Raw genomic sequence first — 20,792 nt, 5'->3', positions numbered from 1 at the left:
GAGAGAGGGTGGGCTGGCGTGACGCGCTCCTGGACGGAGCGGGTGCTTGTGGCTCGCGTCGTCGTGATCGGTCGGCGCCGCTTGTCTCGGGCAGTGCGGAATTCGTCGGGCGGCAGGTGTGTCCGCCGAGTGGTCAGCTCTTCACGCCGCCTGCGGTGAGGCCCGAGATGATTCTGCGCTGGAACAGCAGGACCATGATGACCAGCGGGATCGTGACCATGGTGCCCGCCGCCATGATCGCGGCGTACGGCTGCACCAGCGGGTTGTTGCCGGAGAAGCGGGCGATCGCGACGGTGACGGGTTCGGTCTTGTCGCTGGAAAGCAGGCGGGCCAAAAGGTATTCGTTGACCGCCGCGATGAACGCAAGGATCGCGGTGGTGAAAACGGCAGGCGCGGCCAGCGGCAGCATGACCAAACGGAACGCCTGCATCTTGGTGGCACCGTCGATCCGCGCCGCCTCCTCGAGCTCCCACGGCAGTTCGGCGAAGAAGGACGCGAGGATGTAGACCGTCATCGGCAACACGAAGGAGATGTTCGGGATGATCATGGCCTGGTATCCGCCGATCCAGCCGAGGCTGGTGAACAGCTGGAACAGCGGCGTCACCAGCACGACAACGGGGAACATCGATGCGCTGAGGATCAGCCCCGACACGAGGTACTTGCCGTGGAAGGTGAGCCGCGCCAGCGCGTACGCGGCGAACACACCGATCACCAGCGCGATCACCGTGGTGACCGCGCCGATGAGCACGCTGTTCACCAGCGCCTTGCCGAAGTCGTTGCCACGGCTGGTGTCGAACGCGTTGCGGAAGTTCTCCAACGTGATGTGCGTCGGCCACGGGGTGTTGTCGAAGGTGTACTCGGGGTCGCGGAACGCGGTGACCGCCATCCAGTAGAACGGCGCGAGACCCCAGACGAGCACGATCAGGGCGCCGAGATACAGCCGGACCGAGCCGATCCGCTTGGTCCACGCAACCGCTTGCGTGGCGGGTTTTCTCGTCGTCTGCACGGACATCAGCACGCCTTCCGTGTCATGCGAGACACCCGGTCGGGCAGGATGAGCGCTGCGCCATGATGTCTCATCCTGCCCTGCGGTGTCTTGCGGGACACCCGCACCCGGTCGGGCGGGATGAGCGCTGCGCCATGATGTCTCATCCTGCCCTCCGCTGCTCTTCCTGGGTCCGGACCGCGTTGGCACCCAAAATCTTCACGAGCACGAACGCCACCGCGAAGATCAGAAGGAAGGTGATCGTCGACAGTGCTGCCGCACTGTTCGGGCCCTGCCGCACCTGCTCGACCACCAGAATCGACACCGTGCGGGTGGCCGGGTTGCCCAGCGTCATGATCGCGGGCAGGTCGAACATGCGCAGCGCGTCCATGGTGCGGAACAGCACCGCGACCAGCAGCGCGGGCTTCAGCAGCGGCAGCGTGATCTGGGTGAACCGCTGCCAGGCCGATGCGCCGTCGACCCGCGCGGCCTCGTACACGTCGGCCGGGATCACCTGCAGACCGGCGAGCAGAAGCAGCGCCATGAACGGCGTCGTCTTCCACACGTCGGCTGCGATCACCGCGAACCGCGCGGGCCAGGCATCGGAAGTCCACAGGATGTGCGTGCCGAGAACCCGGTTCACCACACCGTCGTATTGGAACATGAACTCCCACAACCGCGCCGTGACGGCGGTCGGGATCGCCCACGGAATCAGCACCGCCGCGCGCAGCAGCGCCCTGCCGCGGAAGGTCTTGCCCATCACCATGGCCATGCCGAGGCCGAGGGTCGCCTCGAGCGTCACGGTCACGACCGTGAAGAACAGCGTGATCCCGATGGCAAGCCAGAACTGCGAGCCGAGGTTGCCGGTCGGGCAGGACATCGTCCCGTCGCCGGTGACCTGGCACTGCTGCAGCAGCCAGTGCGTGTAGTTGGAAATCCCGGCGCTGCCGCCCTCGACGAACATGCCGGTCGCCGGATCTAGCCCTTGGTCCTTCTGGAAGGACATCCACAACGCCCGGAACACCGGATACCCGATGACGACCGCGAGTGCGAGTAGCACAGGCGTGACGAAAAGCCAGGCCTTGCCGGAGCGTCGCAGCTCGAGGACCACCGCCGCGCCGAAGCCGCGTCTGATCGGAAGGGGTTCGTCTTTCGGCACGCTAGTCGCCGCTCCCGAGGGATCCGACACCGTTTCTCTCCTGCGGGCTTGTCGGGTCCGTTGCGTTCACCGCTTACGATCCGGCGGTCTCGATGCCCTTCTGCATGCCGGTGATCGCGTCGTCGACGGACTTGGTTCCGTTCAACGCAGCATAGGCGTTGTCTTGGATGGCCTTCGACACCGCAGGATAGAACGGGGTCACCGGGCGCGGCACCGCGCCGGTGATGGAGTCCTTGAGCGCGGGCAGGTACGGCATCTTCGCGATCAGGGCAGGGTCGTCGTACATCGACGCGCGCACCGACGGCAGCGCACCGGAGGCCACGATGTGCTGCGCGTCATCGCTGACCAGGAAGCGCAGGAAGTCGAGGGCGGTGGCCTTGTTCTTGGAGTATGCGCTGATCGCCGCGTTGTAGCCGCCGAGGGTGGAGGCGCCGACGCCGTTCTCGCCGGGGAGTGGCGCGACCGCGAACTTGTCCTTCACCGCGGACGCCTCGCCGCCCACGTCACCGAAGGTGGACGGCCACGAACGCATGAACATCAGCTTGCCCTGCGCGAAGGCGTTGCTCGACTCCGGCTCTTTGAAGGTGATGGCTTCCTTCGGGATGTCGCCGTTCTTGTACGCGTCGACCAGGACGTTCAGTCCGGCACGCGATTGCGGGCTGTTCACCGTGGGTGTCTTGCCGTCTGCGCCGACGAAGCTCCCGCCATAGGCGTTGATCACCTCCGCCGCGTTCACGGTCAGGCCTTCGTACGGTGCGAACTGGCCCGCGTAGCAGCCGATGTTCTGCTCGCGCGCGATGGGGCACTGAGCGAGCATCTCGTTCCAGGTCTTGGGCGGGTTGGGCACCAGATCCTTGCGGTAGAACAGCAGGCCGCCGTTCGTGTTGCGCGGGGCGGCGTAGAGGGTGTTGTTGTAGGTGGCGCTGGCGACTGGCGGGGAGAGCAGCGTGGAGGTGTCGATCGTGAAGGAGTCCTTCAGTGGCTGGATCCAGCCCTTGGCGGCGAACTCGGCGGTCCACGGAACGTCGAGGGCGACCACGTCGTAGTCGGACTGCTTGGAGCGCATGTGCTCGACCAGGTCGTCGTACTGCTGCGAGGCGTCGTTCGACTGTTCCTTGAACGTCACCTGCTCGTCCGGGTGCGCGGCGTTCCACCGCTCGATCAGCTGTTTGACCGCACCAGTCTCGGAGGTGTCCTTACCCTCGACGTAGGTTATCGGGCCTCGGCCGGTGAGATTCTGGCTGATCGGGCTGCCGCCGTTGTCGCTGGAGCAGGCGCTGGTGAACGTCGTGGCCAGCAGCGCGACCGACGCCGCCGCCACCGCGGCGCGCGGTACGAGCGACGAACGTAGGGTCGACACCTTTTTCACAGCCATCGCGGACACTCCAGGATCATTCGTGAGCGGCAGCACACCCTGCCGGTGCACAAGGCAAGATACATGGTGTTGATATGACATGTGGGATTGCGGCGGGAAGTCCTCGCTAGGCTTGCGTGTGATGACTTCGCCGAACGCGGTCCCCGATCGGATGCTCACCCGCATCGGTGGACTGCTGCGTAAGGCCGAATCCACCGACAACGAACACGAGGCCGAGGCGTTCCTCACGGCGGCACAGCGGTTGGCCACCAGATCCTCCATCGACCTCGCGGTGGCGCGGGCGCACATCGCGGGGCGCGAGCGCAGGCCGACGCCGGTGCAGCGGATCATCCCGATCGGCGAGCCGGGCAAACGCGGGTTGCGCACCTATGTCCAGTTGTTCGTCGCGATCGCGTCGGCCAACGACGTGCGCTGCGATGTCGCCAGGACGTCGACGCAGGTCTACGCCTACGGCTTCGACTCGGACATCAATGCCTGCGAGGCGCTGTACACGAGCCTGCTGGTGCAGATGGTGCGCGCGTCCGACCAGTACATCAAGTCGGGGGCCTACCGGTCGGCGACGGTGGAGAAGGTTGTCGTGGAGAAGCGGTGGGGGCGGCAGGTACGGCGCCGGGTGCAGGCTCCGCTCGCGGGCGTGACGGCGCGGCTGAACTTCCAGATGGCGTTCGCGGCGCGGATCGGGCAGCGGTTGGCCGCGGTGAAGGCAGAGGTGGAAGCGGAGGCGTTGCCTGCGGGCAGGATGGCGACCGGTACCGCGCTGGCGTTGCGCGACAAGGAAATCCAGCTCGCGGACTTCTACTCGCGGACTTCCGAGGCGCGCGGCACCTGGCGCGGGCCGCAGGCCTCTGCCGGGCATTCCGCGGCGGCGCGACAGGCGGGTGACCGCGCGGGAAAGGCCGCGCGGATTGGTACGTCGCCCGAGCTTCCCGCTGCCCATGGGCAATTGGCTTCGCCCGACTCGCCTGGTGGATCCGCGTGAGTATCGTGCGCTGTGGCGAAAGCACGGCTGGCGGCTACTCCAGGCAGCCGCTCGTCACGGGTGGCGACCCTGAGCCCCGCCGCGAGTACTCCGCGATGACGACCGCGCGGTCCGCCGCGCGTCCACCTCGGGTGTTCGTCATCGGCTCGCGAGTGGCGACTCGTCTGAAGTCGGTCGTGACATGCACACGGCAGTGCCGGTGACCGTGCGCGACAGCCAGCGCGCCAAGGTGTACGACGCCGAACAGCTGGTGCGCGGGGTGTTCGACCGCGCCGATGAGCACGGCGTCCGCACCGTCGAGCTCTACGGCTCGCAGCTCACGCTGCCGATCGAGCGCCGCTTCGCCTCCGTCGAGTCGGTGCAGAGCTATGCCGACAAGGTGCTTGCCCTCAATTGGGTTCGAGCGCAATGGGCTCGTGCCGCCGTTTCGGTCCGCGTCCGCTCGCGTGCTGGAACGGCCGCTGCCCATTACGAGGCGGGCGACGCGGTCCTCGCGGTGCCGCTGCACACCGGCGGTACCGCCTGGGCCCTGCGTGAGCTGGTGGTTCTGCACGAACTGGCGCATCACCTCGAGTCCGCCCCCGCCGCGGTGGCCCCACACGGCCCCGAATTCTGCGGCCGGTACCTGGATCTGGTCGACGGCGTCGTCGGCCCCGAAGCGGCGCTGCTCTTGCGCGTCACCATGCTCGGCTGCGGCGTGCGACTCGGGTGAGTGTGCCCAGGTGTCGGCGCGGTCCATTGCGCACCTGTTCGGCCTGAGCAAGACCAGTGTGGATGGCCGGAGCTATGACGTCGGGCTCGCCCGGACCAGTGCTGAAACGCGGGCGAATCGCTCCTGCCACCAGGCGGTGCGGGTGGTGTCGGGGTGGCGGTAGCGCTTCAGGAGTGCCGGGTCCGGACAGGGTGGGGTGCGGGGAACCGTGAGATACCCGTCGACGGGACGTAGGGATTCCGGAACTACGTCGCCGGCCAGCAAATCCAAAGTGCCTAGGCCACAGGCGAAGTCGAGGGTGGGAAGCACGCCCGCCAGCGCGAGCTGGGCGGCCAGGCCGACGCTGGTCTCCAAGGCAGACGAGACCACGCAGGGCAGGCCCGCGGCCTCCGCCACCTGGAGGGCACGGCGGACACCGCCGAGCGGCGTGCATTTGAGGACGGCGATATCGGCGGCCCCCGCGACCGCCACCCGCAGCGGGTCCTCGGCGCGGCGGATGGATTCGTCGGCGGCGATGCGCACCTCGACCCGGCGACGCACGGCGGCGAGCTCCTCGATGGTCCGGCACGGCTGTTCGACATACTCGAGACCGCCCGCGGCCTTGTCGATCCGGCTGATGTGCGCGACGGCGGTATCTATGTCCCACACCGCGTTGGCATCGACGCGAATCGCGCCGTCCGGGCCGAGCGCGTCGCGCACCGCCTCCACCCTGGCCACATCCTCCGCGAGCGATTCGGGATGGTCGGCGACTTTCACCTTGGCGGTGCGGCATCCGGACCCGGCGACGATGGCATGCGCCCGCTCCGGATCGACCGCAGGCACGGTGCAGTTGATCGGGATCCGATCCCGTATCGGCTTCGGCCATCCCACCGTGACCTGCTCCAGCGCGGTGGCCAGCCAGCCCGCGGCCTCCCGATCGTCGTATTCGGGAAACGGGCAGAATTCGCCCCATCCGAGCGGGCCCTGGATCAGCATTCCCTCCCGCACCGTAATGCCACGGAACTTGGTGCGCATCGGAATCGCGTAGACGCTCTGTGCTGCGGAATCGCTCATCGGTGACCAGCCTATTCGAAGGATTGCGCATGCGGACTCGAGTAGTTTCCCGGAGTCGGCTGAAAGCACGAACCGGGATCGTTGACGACATGATCGAGACAAGCTCCCCGCGGCCCGATACCTGGCCGCCCTACTACGCGGTTCCCCAGTCGGTGCGCGGGTCCGGTCGGCAGCAGGCGCGGACCTGGGATCTAGTACTCGCCGTCCTGTTGTACTGCGGCGCGGCGGTGCTCGGACTGGTCGCCGCCTACTTCACCCTCTTCTTCGCCTTCGCCACCGATCCGTGCACGCAGGACAACTGCCGCACCGAATACCTCACCTGGGCTTTCGTCGTGTCCTGGGGCGGAACCGCACTCGCGTTGCTCGGCTCCCTCGCGCTGCTCGTCGTAGCCGCGGTCAAGCGCTGGTACCTGTGGTTCTGGCCGGTGTCGGCGATACTGCTGATCATCGGCTCGTTCTTCGGCGGGGCCGCGCTGGCCGCCCAGGTCTACATCGGACCGTGAGTGTCGAGATGCCGTGCAGTCGTGCACAAGTCATGCTGAGGGCATGGCGTGCCATCCATGGCGGCGGTTGACCGACTTCCTGCGCGCGGCGCTCGGCTCCGTGATCGCCGTCGGATTCGGCTGGCTGATCGCCTCTTTTGTCCCGCTCTACGAGATGCTCGCCCGCGACGCGGACGGCTCTCGCTGCGTCGGGTATCTGCCGTGGGCGCAGGTCGTTGCGTGGACGGGGATCGTGGCCTCGGTGATCGCCGCGGCGGTCTCGATGGTGGAGAAGGTGCGCGACGGCAGGCCGATCGCATGGACCCCGCTGGTGGCGGTGCCGCTGATCGTCGAATCCTGGTTGATCGGATTCGTGATCGCGATGGTGCTCGTCTCGATCTGAGCGCGGTACCCGACCCGTATCGGGTACCGCGCGAGAACTCACAGCCGTTCGAGGATCGTGGCGTTCGCCAGTCCGCCTGCCTCGCACATGGTTTGCAGGCCATACCGGGCGCCACGATCCTGCATGGCGTGGACCAGCGTTGTCATCAGGCGTGCGCCGGACGCGCCGAGGGGGTGCCCGATGGCGATCGCACCGCCGTTGACGTTGACCTTGCCGAGATCGGCCCCGGTGTCGTGCGCCCAGGCGAGCACCACCGGCGAGAACGCCTCGTTGATCTCAATCAGGTCGATGTCGGAGAGCTGAAGTCCAGCGCGCTGCAGCACCTTCTTTGTCGCCGGGATCACCGCGGTGAGCATCAGCAGTGGGTCGTCACCGGCCACGGCGAAGCTGTGCAGCCGGGCCAGCGGCTTCAGGCCCAACTCCTCGGCGCGTTCGCTGGTCATGATCAGCACCGCCGCGCTGCCGTCGCTGACCTGGCTCGCGGTGGCCGCGGTGATTTCCCAGCCGATCTGCGGGAAGCGGGCGGCCATGGCCGGGTCGTAGTAGGCGGGGCGCAGCTGGGCCAGGGTTTCCAGCGTGCTGCCGACCCGGATGCCCTCGTCGGTGCTGAGCCCGTTGATCGGCGCCAGCTCCCCGGCGAACAGCCCGTTCTTGGTGGCGAGTGCGGCTTTCTCGTGGCTGCCGAGCGCGAACTCGTCCAGCTGGGTGCGGGTCAGGCCCCACTTGGCCGCGATCAGTTCGGCGCTGATGCCCTGCGGCACCAGACCTTCCTGGTATCGCTCGGCGAAGCCGACGCCGGCGATGTCCTCGGATCCGACCAGGTTGGCGCCCATGGGAATCCGTCCCATCGACTCCACGCCCGCGGCGACGACGATGTCGTAGGCGCCCGCGATCACGCCCTGCGCGGCGAAGTGGATTGCCTGCTGGCTGCTGCCGCATTGCCGGTCCACCGTGGTCGCGGGGACGGATTCGGGATATCCGGCGGCCAGTGCGGCCCGCCGGGTCATGTTGGCGCCCTGCTCGCCGACCTGGGTGACGATGCCACCGATCACGTCGTCGATGAGGGCGGGATCGATGCCGCTGCGATCCACTACCTCGCGCAGGCTGTGGGCCAGCAGGTCCACCGCGTTGATGTTGTGCAGTGCGCCGTTCGGCTTGCCCTTGCCGATCGGGGTGCGTACCGCTTCGACAATCACCGCGTCTCTCATGGTGTTTCCTCTCGGACCGAGAGCCGGGCTGCCATGCCTGGCTCTATCGACACATAGTCAGACTACATCTGACGATAGTCGAGGAAAGTCAGCATCGGTATGATGTTCGTCATGGCAGCAGTGATGGAAGGACCGTTGGCCGATCTCAGCTCGTGGAAAGCCGAGGAGTGCTCGATCGCGAAGGCGCTCGAGATCGTCGGCACTCGCTCGGCGGTCCTCATCTTGCGCGAGGCGTATTACGGGACCCGGCGGTTCGACGGGTTCGCCAGCCGGGTCGGGATCACCGACGCGGCCGCCGCGGGCCAGCTACGCAAACTCACCGAGGCCGGCTTGCTGATAAAGCGGCCGTACCAGGAGGAGGGCAAGCGCACGCGGCACGAGTACGTGCTCACGGCGATGGGACGGGACCTGCTTCCGGCCGTGCTCGCGCTGATGCAGTGGGGCGACGCTTATCTGCAATCGGGTCCCGCGCCGTTGCTGCTGGTCGAGGCGTCCACCGGCGCTCCGGTCCGGGTACAGGTCCGCAGCGAGACCGAGCGAGAGATCGAGCTGGATGAGCTGGGCGTGCGGCTCAACGAGGAGTACGCCAGGGAAGTGCGGCTGCGCTCCGGCACGAAAAACTGACCTGCCTGCGCGCCGGACCACGCTGACGGTCGATCCGGTGTGAAAGTCCGACCTTCCTGGGCTGCCGGACCACGCTGGCCACGGTCGATCCGGTGTGAAAGTCGGAGCCGCTCGCACGCCGATCAGGCGTGCAGCGTGGTTCCGATCGAGCCCGCCCGCAGGCGTTGGGCGAACGGGCTGTTCGGCGACGAACTCAGTTGAGGCGGCGGCCGTCTGTGTCGAAGAAGTAGATGTGCTCGGCGTCGGCGGACAGCCGCAGCCTGGCGCCCTTGGCCGGCGGGTTGCGCCAATCCGCCCGCGCCACAATCGTTTCCCCCGGGCCGCTGGTCATGCCATCGGCGACGGTGCGGCCGTAGATGTAGGCGTCGGAGCCCAGCTCCTCCACCACGTCGACCTCCATCTCGATGCCGGAGCCCTCGCCGAGCTCGAAGTGCTCGGGCCGGATGCCGACCGTCACGGTGTCCCCGGCCGCGTCCGAGACCGAACGTGGCACCTGGAGCACATGTCCGCCCAGCCCGACGCCACCGTCGGTGATCGGAAGCGTGAACAGATTCATGGCGGGCGAGCCCATGAAACCCGCGACGAACACGTTGGCCGGATCGCGGTACAGGTCGCGCGGCGTCGCGCACTGCTGCAGCAAGCCATCCTTCAGCACTGCGACGCGGTCGCCCATGGTCATCGCCTCGACCTGGTCGTGCGTGACGTACACGGTGGTGGTGCCGAGCCGACGTTGCAGCTGTGCGATCTGGGTGCGGGTCTGCACACGCAGTTTCGCGTCGAGGTTGGACAGCGGCTCGTCCATCAGGAACACCTGCGGCTGACGCACGATCGCCCGGCCCATCGCGACGCGCTGCCGCTGACCGCCGGACAGCGCCTTCGGCTTGCGGTCCAGGTAGGGCTCCAGATCGAGCAGCTTGGCCGCCTCCAGGACCCGCTTCTCTTTCTCCGCCTTGGCGACCTTGGCGAGCTTGAGCGCGAAACCCATGTTCTCCGCGACCGTCATGTGCGGGTAGAGCGCGTAGTTCTGGAACACCATCGCGATGTCGCGTTCCTTGGGCTCGGCGTGTGTCACGTCGTTGGCGCCGATCAGAATGCGCCCGTCGTCGACATCCTCCAGCCCGGCGAGCATGCGCAGCGAGGTCGATTTGCCGCAGCCGGACGGACCGACCAGAACAAGGAACTCACCGTCCTCGATCTCCAAATCCAATTGATCGACGGAGGGTTTGGTAGCGCCGGGGTAGAGCCGCGTCGCGCGGTCGAAGGTCACAGTGGCCATGATGAATTCACTTCCCATCCCGGCAGGAACGTGCCGGACGATCCGAGTAAGGGTGGGGAGTGATACTACTGGGCGGCCGGTGTTTCGGCGAGCGCTTGTCGGCTTGGCCGGAGCCGCCGGTCACATCGGACGAAGGCAATGACCGATCCGTGGTCGCGTCGACTGGCGAAGAACATGTGATCACGCTGAGCTGCCGCTCGCGCGGAGTCTGGTTTCGGCGATCAGCACTACCGTGCGCCGGTGTGACGGCGGTTCAATGCTGTGGCGACACCGGCGCGGGAGGAAATACCCAGCTTGGCGAAGATCCGTGCGAGATGTTTCTCGACGGTTTTCGGGCTGACGAACAGCTCCGTGGCGATTTCGCGGTTCGTCAACCCCTGCACGACCCGATCGGCGATGGATTGCTCGCGTTCGGTCAAAATCGGCGCGCCTGTCGGCTCATCGGCGGTGGGCTTTCGCCGCACACGTCTGCCCAGGGTTCGGAGCTCTTTCGCGGCCTCGTCCCGCAACCGTTCGGCCCCTGCGTCGTCGAGGATGCCGTGAGCCAGTTCGAGTTCGCGTACCGCCGCCGCGTGCTCACCGGCGAGCGCGTGGGCGCGTCCCGCGACCAGCCGGGCGCGACCGGCCCATACCCGCATTTCCAGGGCGTCGAAGCACTGAACAGCCTCATGGGCGAACCCTGCGGCCTTCTGGAAGTTGCCTGCCACGAGCGAGATGCGAGCCTGGGCGTGGCGTGCGTTTCCCGCGCTGGAAGCTAATCCCGGCGCAGCATCCGCCATACGCCGGGCCACCGTCTCGGCCGCCTCGATTCGGCCGGCGGACAGCTCGGCCGTGACCAGCGCTTGACACCACAAGGCGCGCGGCGTTGGCGGCAGATCGGAGAGTTCGGGTCCGCCGATGGACATGATCTCCCGGCGTCCCCGTTCGACTTCGCCGGCTTCGATGAGCGCTTCGCCGTAACTGACGTGTCCGATCCATGCGAAAAGTGCGTTCGGTTGCCGATCGGTCGCGCGTACCGAAGCGCGCCCGGCGGCCAGCGCTGCAGGCAGATCGCCTCTCAACGTCTCGATCCAGCACAACACGCCTTCCGCGTTCGAGAGCAATTGATCATTGTCCAACAAGACAGCCGCTTCCACCGCGCTCTCCGCGGCCGACTTGGCGTCGTACAGCTGTCCGAGCCACAGTTTCGCCCCGGCCACACCGAGGGTGAAGCGGACGTACAGGTATCCGTGGCCGGTGGTACGGCTGACGTGTAGGCCACGTTCGGCATGGCGGCAGGCGTCACGGAAGCGGTCGGTGGACAGCTCCGTGTAGACCAGATCATCCAGCGCCTCGAGCAGCGTAGGAGTGAGTTCTACACCACGCGCGTCCATGCCACCGGCGGCCCAGTCGATCAGCTCCAGCGTTTCCGCGACGGTGCCCTGGTGGCTGGTGAACACGGCAAGCTTAGAGGTCGCCGCCAGGAGCAGCGTCGGATCGCCGAGCGCCCGCGCCTGAGCGCGGGCCGCCGCTGCCGTCTCTACTGCCTGCGCCCCCTGGCCCATCATGAGGTGGTTCTCGGCGAGATTCAGGCGCAGCGCCACGGCGTTCGGGCTGCCGGGTGCTGCCTGCTCGAGAGCCGTGGTGAGGAGGTGGTGGGCCTCCTCGGCTCGGCCCAGTCCGTGGTCTGCTCGGACGATCATCCCGATAATCCGCACTCGATCCTCGAGCGAGTCGGCCGGAAGAAACTCCAGTGTTCGCTCCAGCACCGTGCGACTGTCGCGCAAACGGCCTGCGGCAGCGAGGGCACCGGCCAGCGAGATCATCAGCGGCAGCCGTCGTTCGGACCTACTGGTTTCCGGCAGCAGCCGCAGCGCGGCCTCGAACCAGCCGGCCGCCGCCGCCGGTGCACGGGCCTCCGCTGCTTGCCCCGCGTCGGTCAGGATCGCCACGGCCTCGTCGTCGCCTGCGCTGGCCGAGTGCTCGACATGATGTGCCTGTACCCCGAGGGGCGCGTCGCGCCGGGCAAGCGCGCGAGCCGCCCGCTTGTGGGCACCGAATCGCCACCCGGGCATCGCACTGTCGTACACCACGCGACGCACGATCGGATGCCGGAAGCGGAGCCACCCTGCCACATCGGTGGCCCGCACCAGGTCGGCTGCGGCGAGCGAGTCGATGCGTTCCAACAGCAGAGTCTTGTCGGTAGCCACGATCTCGGCCACCAGGTCCACATCGAACGGATCGCCTGCGACGGCGGCAGCCTGAAGCACCTCGAGGGTCTGGAAAGGCAGGTTGGCCAATTCCTGGGCGAGCGCCGCCCGCACCGCGGCAGGGATGCCTGTCTCGGGCTTGCCGCCGATCCACGCTCGGGGTGTTGGCGCCGCAGGCTCGTGGGCCATCCGTGCCAGTTGCTCGATGTAGAACGGGTTCCCGCCGCTCTCGGCGTGTAATGAGCGGACGAGCGCCGAGCCTGGCTGTTGTCCCAGCAGGTCAGCCGCCTCGCCGATGGTCAGCGGCGCCAGATCGAGTTCACGAAGGAGACCGTCGCGTCTGGCTTGCTGGACGGCGGCGAGTAGCAGGCGCGGCGCCTGTCGCGCACGGTAGGCCAGAGCCAGCACCATCCCAGGCACCGCGCGTCTGAGCAGGAAGCCGATCAGCTCCACCGAAGCCGGGTCAGCCCAGTGCACGTCATCGAGCGCCAACAGCACTGGCCGGCGGCGGACGAGTTGTTCGAACGTGGCTCGCACCGCGCGATGGAACTCGAATCGCTCCACCTCGAGTCGGCTCGCAAGCGGGCCACCGCGCCCCGACAACGACGGCAGGACCGCGGCGAGCTCTGCCAATCGGTCTTTCCCCAAGCTCGCGATGATCTCGGCCGCGAGCACCCGGAACCGCTCATCGAGGGAGTCGACCACCAGACTGTAGGGCACCTCTCGCTCGAACTCCGACCCACGTCCCGCCAAGACGTCGAAGCCCCCTGCGGCGGCTTGCTCGCACAGTTCATCGAGCATGCGCGTCTTGCCGATGCCAGGTTCGCCCAGCACGATCACCGCACCCGCGGAGCCGGCTCGGGCGGAAGCCAGCACCTTCGCGATGTTCAGCAGTTCGGGTGCCCTGCCGACCAGCTTCGCGTCCGGATCCTCGCCAATGAAGCTCAGGGCCATCGAGACTCCCGAGTGACGCAGCGATGCGGAACGACCGTGGCCGACCCTTTCAGCGTTCCCTACCTCCGGACGCCGGTCCTGGAGCCGCGTGGCCAGGATCTCGGCGCGCCGACATTCCTTATTCCTTGTTTCACCTTACCGCCGAGGTAGCCCCGCGTACGGCGGCTAATGCTCGGGCCGGGCACCGCCTGCGCACCTGATCCCGGTTCGGGCGTCCGGGATGGGGGAAATCGTAGGGATTTCCCCCATGCCGCTCTCGTCAGTGACGTGGGAGTGTCACGTTGTGGCCAATGCGATGCGGCGTCAAGGAAGACGATGCGCACACGGCACGGCCACCATCCCGATGTGTTCGAACGGATGTGATCGCTATGTCTGACACAGCGGCGCATGAAACCAGCGCCGACACGCCGACTTGGGTGTGGCACCTGAACGGCCGCCGTCCGCGGTGAACAGGAGCGCACTTGAGTACCGAAGCTTCGCCACTGCCTGATGAGCCGGACGTACATCTGTGCGTCCATCTGCGCGGTGTCCAGTTCCATTTCGCCGCCTGCCTGTCCGCCGCGAAAGTGTTCGTCCAGGAGCATCTGCGCTGCCGCTACGCCGATGACGTGAAAGTGCTCCCCGGGGACACCGGAGGGTTGCCCCGGATGGCAAATGAACGGCTGTTCTTGGAACGGTGACATTCGGAGATCGTTCGGCACACCAAGGAGCGGCCACCTGCGGTTCGCCGCAGCCATGTGCCTCTCGTTGAGCCAGGTGTTCAGCGGCCTTCGAAGAACGCGCGAGGCACGTCGATCAGCATGGTGTCGATCTGTTCCTTGCTTACGCCGCGTTCGAGTACGTAGGGGAACACGTCGTCGAATATGTGGGTGTAGTGCCACTGTGGCAGGGCGGCCATCGCGGCCGGTTCGATCCAGTCGAGGTAGCAGCTCGCGTCCTGCGAAAGCACCATCCGGTCGGTGTAGCCGCGTCGCACCATTTCGATGAGGGTGTCCGCGCGGGCCTCGAAAGTGGTGTCGAGGTTGATGCCGAAGCGGTCCATGCCGAGGACGAAGCCCGCGTCGGCCAGTTCGGCGAGGTGATCGCAGTCGGTGGTGTCGCCGCTGTGGCCGAGCACGATTCGGCCGGGGTCGACGCCTTCTTCGTCGCACAGGACGCGCTTCACGTCGAGGCCGGTGCGGGAGTTCGGGTGGGTGTGCACGGTGATCGGCACGCCGGTTTCGAGGTGAGCCTTGGCCACCGCACGCATGACACGTTCGACTCCAGAGGTCAGCCCTTGCTGGTCGATAGCGCACTTGAGCATGCCTGCCTTGACCCCGGTGCCTGCGATACCGTCACGGATGTCACCGATGAACATGTCGACCATGGGGTCGGGGACCTGCGCGCCCACGATTGCGTTCAGGGCCGGCCCCCGGTAGTGGAAGTAGAACGGGACATCGTCATAGGTATAGACGCCGGTCGCGACCACCAGGTTGACGGAAATCTGTTCGGCGATCCGCTGAATGCGCGGGATGTAGCGGCCGAGGCCGACCACCGTCAGGTCGACGATCGTGCGTACGCCCGCGTCGTAGGCGCCGCGCAGTCGCCGGACGGCGTCGGCGATGCGTTCGTCTTCGGAACCCCATTCGGCCGGGTAGTTCTGGTGGATATCCCCGGTGAGCACGAAGACGTGCTCGTGCATCAACGTCACGCCGAGATCGGCGGTGTCGATAGCTCCGCGGACGGTTTCGATCCGTGTCACAGCGGTTGTCTCCTTATTCGAAAGGGTTTTCTACCAGCCGCCGGCCGTGCGGCAGGGCAAAGCTCAACGCTGCGAGCGCTCGCCCTCCGCAATCGAATGGTTCGAGGAATGAAAGATCATTCAGCTCGGCGGATCGCCTAGCCGGTAATTGGGTTGAACGCATAACTCACGCTGATGGGTGTTACATGCCGTCTCCTTTGCGCACCAGCGTTGAGCTGCGCGTATGACAGATGCTAAGGCTGCGCTGTGGGCCGGACCATATCCTGTGCGAATGAAAGTTTGTACATTTTTTGTGCGGAGAGCACACAATTGATGGCCACTCTTTCGGATCCCGCACCGACAGGTGCAACGATCGTCGGGTCAGCGAGATGCGGTCGGTCTCAGGACCGCGGGCCCCAGCCAGCGCGCGGCCTGGAGCGCCAGATGCAGGTGCAGTGTGCGGTCATGATCGTCGAAGACGTCCCCGATCGCGTCCAGCGCCTGCCGCACCCGGTACTGGATGGTGTTGCGGTGCACGGCCAATTCCTGTGCGGTGGCGGCGAAACTGCGGTTGTTGGCCAGAAAGACGCACAGGGTTTCCCGTAACCACACGTTGCGATGGTTGTCGACGGCCAGTTCACCCAGGCAATCGGCCACGAACTCGCGCAGCGCGTCGATATCTCCGACCATCAGCGCGACGGCCGCTACCTGGGCGTGTGACACGACACGGGGAGCGCTCTCGCCGGCCAGAAGCACGATTTCTCGGACCCGGTCGGCTTGGCGCAGGCTACGGCAGAAACCCGCTACATCAACGCCGCACTCGCCGATCGCCACGCGTCCGGGCAGCGCCGATATCGCGCGCTCGATGGCGGCCACGTCGATTGCGAACTCGCGGGGAACCGAGAACCACAGCCGAACCTCGTGTTCGTCGGTCGGCACCAGCAACGGCCGCCGAGAATCGTCGAACAGCGGAATGAGCGCACCGCGAACGGCATCCAGAACATCAACCGCTGCCCGCGGTGAGATCTCGGGATCGGTCCACACATTCAGCGCGACGTGGCTGCCGCTCAGTGAATACCGCAGTACCTGCTCGGCCTGGCCGATGTCGGCGACCGAGCCGTCCAGCACGCGCGCCACCCACTCTTGACGCAGCCCGCCGCGGCTGCCCACCCACCGGTCGCGTTCCTGCTCGTAGGCGATCCCGACCTGCTCACAGACCCGGTCGATGTAGACGGCGGTGCGATTGACGAGGCGGACAATGGCCGCTGCGCTGTCGGCTCCGCCCAGCTCAACGGCCAACCGCATCGCGACATCGAGGAACTCGGCGTGCCCGATGCGGTAGCCCCGAATCAGCGCTGACACCGGGACATCACGTTGTGCGAGGGTTCGCGCGTACACCAGCGCCCTGGTCGGAGCCTGCACGTCTTTCTCGGCAGCGTCGTTCTGCACGAAGTCGAGGACCGCCATCAGGTTGTCGGTGGTGCCTGCCTCGAACAGTCCGCGCATTCGCGTGTCCAGGTCCAGCGCCTCCACCTGTGCGCGAATCTGCGACGACAGATCGCTGATCAACTGGTCGCGATTCCGCAGAATCTCCCGCACGACTCCGCGCACCACATCGTCGCTACTCCCGGCCACACCCGACACCTCCGTCCGCCATCTCGGGCCATCGAGGTCTCAACCTAGACGCGGCGATCCGCCTGGTGTGCGGTGTTCGCCAGGGCTTCTGCGTGAACAGCACCGCGCCGGTAGCCTCGATCGGGGTATTCACCGAGTGACGAGGAGCACGTCATGAGTCGTCCTGTTCGTATCGGAGTTCAGCTGCAACCGCAGCACGCGCCCGAGTACGGGCTCATCCGCGACGCGGTTCTGCGGGCCGAAGACGTGGGTGTCGACATCGTGTTCAACTGGGATCACTTCTTTCCGCTCACCGGCGACCCGGACGGGGCGCACTTCGAGTGCTGGACGATGCTGGGCGCCTGGGCTGAGCAGACCGAGCGGGTGGAGCTCGGCGCGCTGGTCACCGGCGGCGGCTACCGCAATCCGGACCTGCTCGCCGACATGGCGCGCACTGTCGACCACATCAGCGGCGGCCGGCTCGTTCTCGGTATCGGGGCGGGTTGGTTCCAGAAGGACTATGACGAGTACGGCTACGAGTTCGGCACGCCGGGCAGCAGGCTCACCCTGCTGAAGGACAATCTGGTCCGGCTTACCGCCCGCTTGCGGAAGCTGAACCCCCCGCCGACCCGCGAGATCCCGATTCTGATCGGCGGCGGCGGCGAGAAGAAGACGCTGCGGCTGGTCGCCGAGTACGCCGACGTCTGGCACACCTTCGCCGACCTGGACGCGCTCGCGCACAAGAACAAGGTGCTCGCGGAGCACTGCGCCGCCGTCGGCACCGACCAGGGGCGTATCGAACGCTCCGTGCAGTGGCCGGGCGCGGCGAAGGCGCCGGAGTTCGTGGCGGCGGGGGTGACGACGTTCACCATCGGAGTGAGCGGACCGGACTACGACCTGAGCGAGATCGAGCGCGCTGTTCGCTGGCGCGACGAAGTCAACCCGGAGCCGGTCAGGGGGCTGGCCTGAGCCGGATCGCCGGTCGGCAGGCGGACGTCGGCGCGGAGTTCGGATCAGGGTGATTCGAACTCTCGACCGCCGTGTGGGGCGAGGATTCTCACGCCGTCGGCCTTCGGGTAGCCGAGGATTAACAGCTTCATCCGGCTAGGGTTCCAGCATGGCTCGTCTGCCCGCTGTGCGGTCTCGTTCGTTGATCGCCCTGATATTGCTTGCTGTCGGTCTCAGCGTCACCGCCTGTGGTTCCGGCTCCGATGACGCGTCCACGGAGCGCAACCTGTGCGCCCCGCCCGGCCTGGCCGCCGCATCGGCCGCCCCGACGAACCTGGCCGCGTCGGAAGCCGCGGGCACCGACCGCTACACCACCGCGACGACCGCGCCGCTCGGATCGATCGACGTATCCAAGCTCGGATTGATCACCCCGGGCAAGCTCAGCGTCGGGACCCTCTCGGACGCACCGCCGAGCATCTGCGTCAACCGGCAGGGGACGTTCACCGGCTTCGACAACGAGCTGTTGAAGGCGATCGCCGCCAAGCTCGGCCTGCAGGTGGAGTTCTCGGGTACCGAGTTCGCCGGACTGCTCGCCCAGGTGTCCGGCGGCCGCTTCGACGTCGGATCGTCGAACATCACCACCACCGACGCGCGCCGCAGGCTGGTCGGCTTCACCAACGGCTACGACTTCGGCTACTTCTCCCTCGTTGTGCCGAACGGCGGTGCCGTCAAAGGTTTTTCGGACCTCAACCGCGGCACCAGGATCGCCGTCGTACAGGGCACGGTCCAGGACGAGTTCGTGGTGAACCAGCTGCACTTGGACCCGGTGAAGTTCCCGGACTACAACACCGCCTACGCCAACCTGAAGTCCGGCCAGGTGGACGCCTGGGTCGCGCCGTCCGCGCAGGCGGAGGGCGCGATCGCGCCGGGTGACGGAACATCGGTATCGCAGAACACCTTCAGCCTGGACAACTTCGTCGGCTGGGCGGTCGCCAAGAACAACCAGCCGCTGATCGACGCGCTCAACAGCGGCCTGGACGCGGTGATCGCCGACGGCACCTACGCCAGGCTCTACGGCGACTGGGTGCCGCGGCAGCTGCCGCCGGGCTGGAAGCCGGGATCCAGGACTGCGCCGTCGCCGCAGCTGCCGGACTTCGCCGCGCTCGCCGCCGGAAAACAGCAGGGTGACACGACGCAGAACGCGCCGAAATCCACTTTGCGGCAGTTGAAGGACACGTTCTTCGACTGGTCGTTGTACCGCAAGGCTTTTCCTGATCTGCTCCGGACCGGGCTACCGAATACTCTGATCCTCGCGGTCGTTTCGGGTGGTCTCGGCACCGTCCTCGGCATGCTGCTCGCGGTCGCGGGCATTTCCCGGACCCGCTGGTTGCGCTGGCCCGCCCGGGTTTACACCGACATCTTTCGTGGCCTGCCCGCCGTGGTGATCATCCTGCTGATCGGCCTCGGCATCGGTCCGGTGGCGCGCAACGTCACCGGGAACAACCCGTACTGGCTCGGCGCCGTCGCACTCGCGCTGCTCGCCTCGGCCTATATCGGCGAGATCTTTCGCTCCGGCATCCAATCGGTCGAGCCCGGTCAGCTGGAGGCGGCGCGCGCCATCGGGTTCGGCTACCGGCAGTCGATGACGCTGGTGGTGATCCCGCAGGGCGTGCGCCGGGTGCTGCCCGCGCTGATGAACCAGTTCATCGCGCTGATCAAGGATTCCTCGCTGATCTACTTCCTCGGTCTACTCGCCACCCAGCGCGAGCTGTTCGCGGTCGGCCGAGATCTCAACGCGCAGACCGGGAATCTCTCACCGCTGGTGGCCGCGGGCCTGGTCTACCTGCTGCTGACCGTCCCGCTCACCCATCTGGTGAACTACATCGACCGCCGTATGCGCACCGGACGCCCCGACCGGCCCATCGACCCGGTCGAAGCGGCCACGATCACGGAAGGGCGCGGATAGATGAGTGCCTCCCTCACTGGTACCGGATTGCACCTGACGCTCGGGCACAATCATGTGCTGCGCGGCATCGATATCCATGTCGCCGCGGGCAAGACCGTCACCGTCATCGGACCGTCCGGCTCCGGCAAGTCGACCCTGCTGCGCGTGCTGAACCGGCTGCACGAGCCGGACCAGGGCGACGTGCTGCTGGACGGCGAGTCCGTGCTCACCGAAGACCCGGACAAGCTGCGTCAGCGCATCGGCATGGTGTTCCAGCACTTCAACCTGTTTCCGCACAAGACCGTGGTGGAGAACGTCGCGCTCGGGCCACGCAAGCTGCGCGGCCTGTCCAAGGACGCGGCGCGGGCGCTCGCGGTCGAGCAGTTGGAGATCGTCGGGTTGGTCGACAAGGCCGACACCAGACCGGCCAACCTCTCCGGTGGCCAGCAGCAGCGCGTCGCCATCGCGCGGGCGCTGGCCATGAAGCCCGAGATCATGTTCTTCGACGAGGCCACCTCGGCGCTGGACCCCGAGCTGGTCAAGGGCGTGCTCGCCCTGATGGCCGATCTCGCCTCCGGCGGTATGTCGATGATCGTGGTGACGCACGAGATGGGCTTCGCCCGCACCGTCTCCGACAGCGTGGTGTTCATGGACGAGGGACAGGTCGTCGAAACCGGTTCGCCCGACGCGCTGTTCGACGCAGCGCGGACGCCGCGGCTGCAACGGTTCCTCTCCCAGGTGCTCTGAACCGCGCCCCCTTCCCGCTCGGCCAGCACATGCCTGGCTATCTGCATAAATGCGCACCTGGTAATGTGTTGCGAGTCACGTATCCAGCTGTCTGAGCAAGGAAAGGGGAAAAGTCTGATGGCCACAGCACACGTAGAGCACACCGGCCACGACCACAAGCACGGCCCGGACTGCGGTCACACGGCGATCCAGCACGGAGACCATGTCGACTATGCCCACGAAGGCCATCTGCATCGTGAACACGAGGGCCACTACGACGAGTGCGAGCCGTCCGGGCATGCCGAACACGCCGACCACCCGCACCAGCACGGCCCGAACTGCGGCCACGACGCGGTCCAGCACGGCGACCATGTGGACTACCTGCACGAGGGCCACCGCCACGCCGCCCACGACGGGCACTATGACGAGCACTGACTGTC

Annotated in this window: 19 protein-coding genes; 10 read left to right on the top strand and 9 right to left on the bottom strand. The window is 66.8% G+C overall.

Annotated features, from left to right (window positions below):
• Positions 1-133 precede the first annotated feature (133 nt).
• The 3 genes from OHB12_RS24290 to OHB12_RS24280 form a co-directional block, all read right to left on the bottom strand.
• The gene (locus OHB12_RS24290) at positions 134-1,012 is read right to left on the bottom strand and encodes a carbohydrate ABC transporter permease (protein WP_327110945.1); all 879 of its coding nucleotides are present in this window, start codon (positions 1,010-1,012) and stop codon (positions 134-136) included.
• A gap of 136 nt (positions 1,013-1,148) precedes the next feature.
• A complete protein-coding gene (locus OHB12_RS24285; RefSeq protein ID WP_442799838.1) occupies positions 1,149-2,174 on the bottom strand; it encodes a carbohydrate ABC transporter permease in 1,026 nt (341 codons plus the stop codon).
• 43 nt (positions 2,175-2,217) lie between these two features.
• A complete protein-coding gene (locus OHB12_RS24280; protein ID WP_327121381.1) occupies positions 2,218-3,519 on the bottom strand; it encodes an ABC transporter substrate-binding protein in 1,302 nt (433 codons plus the stop codon).
• A 121-nt stretch (positions 3,520-3,640) separates the two neighbouring features.
• On the opposite strand from OHB12_RS24280, the gene OHB12_RS24275 reads away from it, so the two are divergent.
• Complete coding sequence (locus OHB12_RS24275) at positions 3,641-4,498, top strand: DUF2786 domain-containing protein (protein WP_327110944.1); 858 nt, start codon at positions 3,641-3,643, stop codon at positions 4,496-4,498.
• Positions 4,499-4,679: 181 nt separating this feature from the next.
• Complete coding sequence (locus OHB12_RS24270; RefSeq protein ID WP_327110942.1) at positions 4,680-5,210, top strand: TIGR04338 family metallohydrolase; 531 nt, start codon at positions 4,680-4,682, stop codon at positions 5,208-5,210.
• Between the two features lie 72 nt (positions 5,211-5,282).
• On the opposite strand, the gene OHB12_RS24265 is transcribed toward OHB12_RS24270, so the two are convergent.
• Complete coding sequence (locus OHB12_RS24265) at positions 5,283-6,263, bottom strand: o-succinylbenzoate synthase (RefSeq protein WP_327110940.1); 981 nt, start codon at positions 6,261-6,263, stop codon at positions 5,283-5,285.
• A gap of 89 nt (positions 6,264-6,352) precedes the next feature.
• Here OHB12_RS24265 and OHB12_RS24260 point away from each other — a divergent pair, with 89 nt between their 5' ends.
• Both OHB12_RS24260 and OHB12_RS24255 read left to right on the top strand, forming a co-directional pair.
• Positions 6,353-6,766 (top strand): hypothetical protein, encoded by a 414-nt coding sequence (locus OHB12_RS24260; RefSeq protein WP_327110938.1) that lies wholly within the window; start codon positions 6,353-6,355, stop codon positions 6,764-6,766.
• A gap of 43 nt (positions 6,767-6,809) precedes the next feature.
• A complete protein-coding gene (locus tag OHB12_RS24255) occupies positions 6,810-7,148 on the top strand; it encodes a hypothetical protein (protein ID WP_327110936.1) in 339 nt (112 codons plus the stop codon).
• A 38-nt stretch (positions 7,149-7,186) separates the two neighbouring features.
• On the opposite strand, the gene OHB12_RS24250 is transcribed toward OHB12_RS24255, so the two are convergent.
• Positions 7,187-8,356, bottom strand: coding sequence for a thiolase family protein (locus tag OHB12_RS24250; protein WP_327110934.1), 1,170 nt, complete (start codon positions 8,354-8,356; stop codon positions 7,187-7,189).
• A gap of 99 nt (positions 8,357-8,455) precedes the next feature.
• On the opposite strand from OHB12_RS24250, the gene OHB12_RS24245 reads away from it, so the two are divergent.
• Positions 8,456-8,980, top strand: a complete 525-nt coding sequence (locus OHB12_RS24245; RefSeq protein WP_442799837.1) for a winged helix-turn-helix transcriptional regulator — start codon at positions 8,456-8,458, stop codon at positions 8,978-8,980.
• Positions 8,981-9,173: 193 nt separating this feature from the next.
• Here the strand turns inward: OHB12_RS24245 and OHB12_RS24240 are convergent, their stop codons facing one another.
• Complete coding sequence (locus OHB12_RS24240) at positions 9,174-10,256, bottom strand: ABC transporter ATP-binding protein (RefSeq protein WP_327110930.1); 1,083 nt, start codon at positions 10,254-10,256, stop codon at positions 9,174-9,176.
• Between the two features lie 227 nt (positions 10,257-10,483).
• Entirely contained in the window at positions 10,484-13,399 is a 2,916-nt protein-coding gene (locus OHB12_RS24235) for a helix-turn-helix transcriptional regulator (protein WP_327110928.1), read from the bottom strand.
• A 461-nt stretch (positions 13,400-13,860) separates the two neighbouring features.
• Here OHB12_RS24235 and OHB12_RS24230 point away from each other — a divergent pair, with 461 nt between their 5' ends.
• Positions 13,861-14,079, top strand: a complete 219-nt coding sequence (locus OHB12_RS24230; RefSeq protein ID WP_327110926.1) for a hypothetical protein — start codon at positions 13,861-13,863, stop codon at positions 14,077-14,079.
• A gap of 80 nt (positions 14,080-14,159) precedes the next feature.
• Here OHB12_RS24230 and OHB12_RS24225 read toward each other — a convergent pair whose 3' ends face one another.
• Positions 14,160-15,140 (bottom strand): phosphotriesterase family protein, encoded by a 981-nt coding sequence (locus OHB12_RS24225; protein ID WP_327110924.1) that lies wholly within the window; start codon positions 15,138-15,140, stop codon positions 14,160-14,162.
• Positions 15,141-15,500: 360 nt separating this feature from the next.
• The gene (locus OHB12_RS24220) at positions 15,501-16,754 is read right to left on the bottom strand and encodes a PucR family transcriptional regulator (RefSeq protein ID WP_327110923.1); all 1,254 of its coding nucleotides are present in this window, start codon (positions 16,752-16,754) and stop codon (positions 15,501-15,503) included.
• 153 nt (positions 16,755-16,907) lie between these two features.
• Here OHB12_RS24220 and OHB12_RS24215 point away from each other — a divergent pair, with 153 nt between their 5' ends.
• The 4 genes from OHB12_RS24215 (at position 16,908) to OHB12_RS24200 (ending at position 20,787) form a co-directional block, all read left to right on the top strand.
• Positions 16,908-17,702 carry an LLM class F420-dependent oxidoreductase gene (locus tag OHB12_RS24215; RefSeq protein ID WP_327110921.1) on the top strand — a complete coding sequence of 265 codons (795 nt, stop codon included), beginning with the start codon at positions 16,908-16,910 and terminating at the stop codon, positions 17,700-17,702.
• A gap of 148 nt (positions 17,703-17,850) precedes the next feature.
• Positions 17,851-19,647: an ABC transporter substrate-binding protein/permease gene (locus tag OHB12_RS24210; protein WP_327110919.1), complete on the top strand. Its 1,797-nt coding sequence runs from the start codon at positions 17,851-17,853 to the stop codon at positions 19,645-19,647.
• Positions 19,648-20,373, top strand: coding sequence for an amino acid ABC transporter ATP-binding protein (locus OHB12_RS24205; protein ID WP_327110917.1), 726 nt, complete (start codon positions 19,648-19,650; stop codon positions 20,371-20,373).
• A gap of 117 nt (positions 20,374-20,490) precedes the next feature.
• On the top strand, positions 20,491-20,787 hold the full coding sequence (locus OHB12_RS24200) for a hypothetical protein (RefSeq protein ID WP_327110915.1): 297 nt from the start codon (positions 20,491-20,493) through the stop codon (positions 20,785-20,787).
• The last annotated feature ends 5 nt before the right edge of the window (positions 20,788-20,792 follow it).

It is taken from the genome of Nocardia sp. NBC_01730, from assembly GCF_035920445.1.
Taxonomy (GTDB): Bacteria; Actinomycetota; Actinomycetes; order Mycobacteriales; family Mycobacteriaceae; genus Nocardia.
The sequence above is the reverse complement of the archived record's forward strand: the minus strand, read 5'-3'. Positions and strand labels throughout refer to the sequence as shown.

What these genes read in the sequence shown, in the direction of transcription:
- OHB12_RS24290 (WP_327110945.1), bottom strand. Translation starts at nt 1,012, where the DNA reads ATGTCCGTGCAGACGACGAGAAAACCCGCCACGCAAGCGGTTGCGTGG.
- OHB12_RS24280 (WP_327121381.1), bottom strand. Translation starts at nt 3,519, where the DNA reads ATGGCTGTGAAAAAGGTGTCGACCCTACGTTCGTCGCTCGTACCGCGC.
- OHB12_RS24275 (WP_327110944.1), top strand. Translation starts at nt 3,641, where the DNA reads ATGACTTCGCCGAACGCGGTCCCCGATCGGATGCTCACCCGCATCGGT.
- OHB12_RS24270 (WP_327110942.1), top strand. Translation starts at nt 4,680, where the DNA reads ATGCACACGGCAGTGCCGGTGACCGTGCGCGACAGCCAGCGCGCCAAG.
- OHB12_RS24265 (WP_327110940.1), bottom strand. Translation starts at nt 6,263, where the DNA reads ATGAGCGATTCCGCAGCACAGAGCGTCTACGCGATTCCGATGCGCACC.
- OHB12_RS24260 (WP_327110938.1), top strand. Translation starts at nt 6,353, where the DNA reads ATGATCGAGACAAGCTCCCCGCGGCCCGATACCTGGCCGCCCTACTAC.
- OHB12_RS24255 (WP_327110936.1), top strand. Translation starts at nt 6,810, where the DNA reads ATGGCGTGCCATCCATGGCGGCGGTTGACCGACTTCCTGCGCGCGGCG.
- OHB12_RS24250 (WP_327110934.1), bottom strand. Translation starts at nt 8,356, where the DNA reads ATGAGAGACGCGGTGATTGTCGAAGCGGTACGCACCCCGATCGGCAAG.
- OHB12_RS24245 (WP_442799837.1), top strand. Translation starts at nt 8,456, where the DNA reads ATGATGTTCGTCATGGCAGCAGTGATGGAAGGACCGTTGGCCGATCTC.
- OHB12_RS24240 (WP_327110930.1), bottom strand. Translation starts at nt 10,256, where the DNA reads ATGGCCACTGTGACCTTCGACCGCGCGACGCGGCTCTACCCCGGCGCT.
- OHB12_RS24235 (WP_327110928.1), bottom strand. Translation starts at nt 13,399, where the DNA reads ATGGCCCTGAGCTTCATTGGCGAGGATCCGGACGCGAAGCTGGTCGGC.
- OHB12_RS24215 (WP_327110921.1), top strand. Translation starts at nt 16,908, where the DNA reads ATGAGTCGTCCTGTTCGTATCGGAGTTCAGCTGCAACCGCAGCACGCG.
- OHB12_RS24210 (WP_327110919.1), top strand. Translation starts at nt 17,851, where the DNA reads ATGGCTCGTCTGCCCGCTGTGCGGTCTCGTTCGTTGATCGCCCTGATA.
- OHB12_RS24205 (WP_327110917.1), top strand. Translation starts at nt 19,648, where the DNA reads ATGAGTGCCTCCCTCACTGGTACCGGATTGCACCTGACGCTCGGGCAC.
- OHB12_RS24200 (WP_327110915.1), top strand. Translation starts at nt 20,491, where the DNA reads ATGGCCACAGCACACGTAGAGCACACCGGCCACGACCACAAGCACGGC.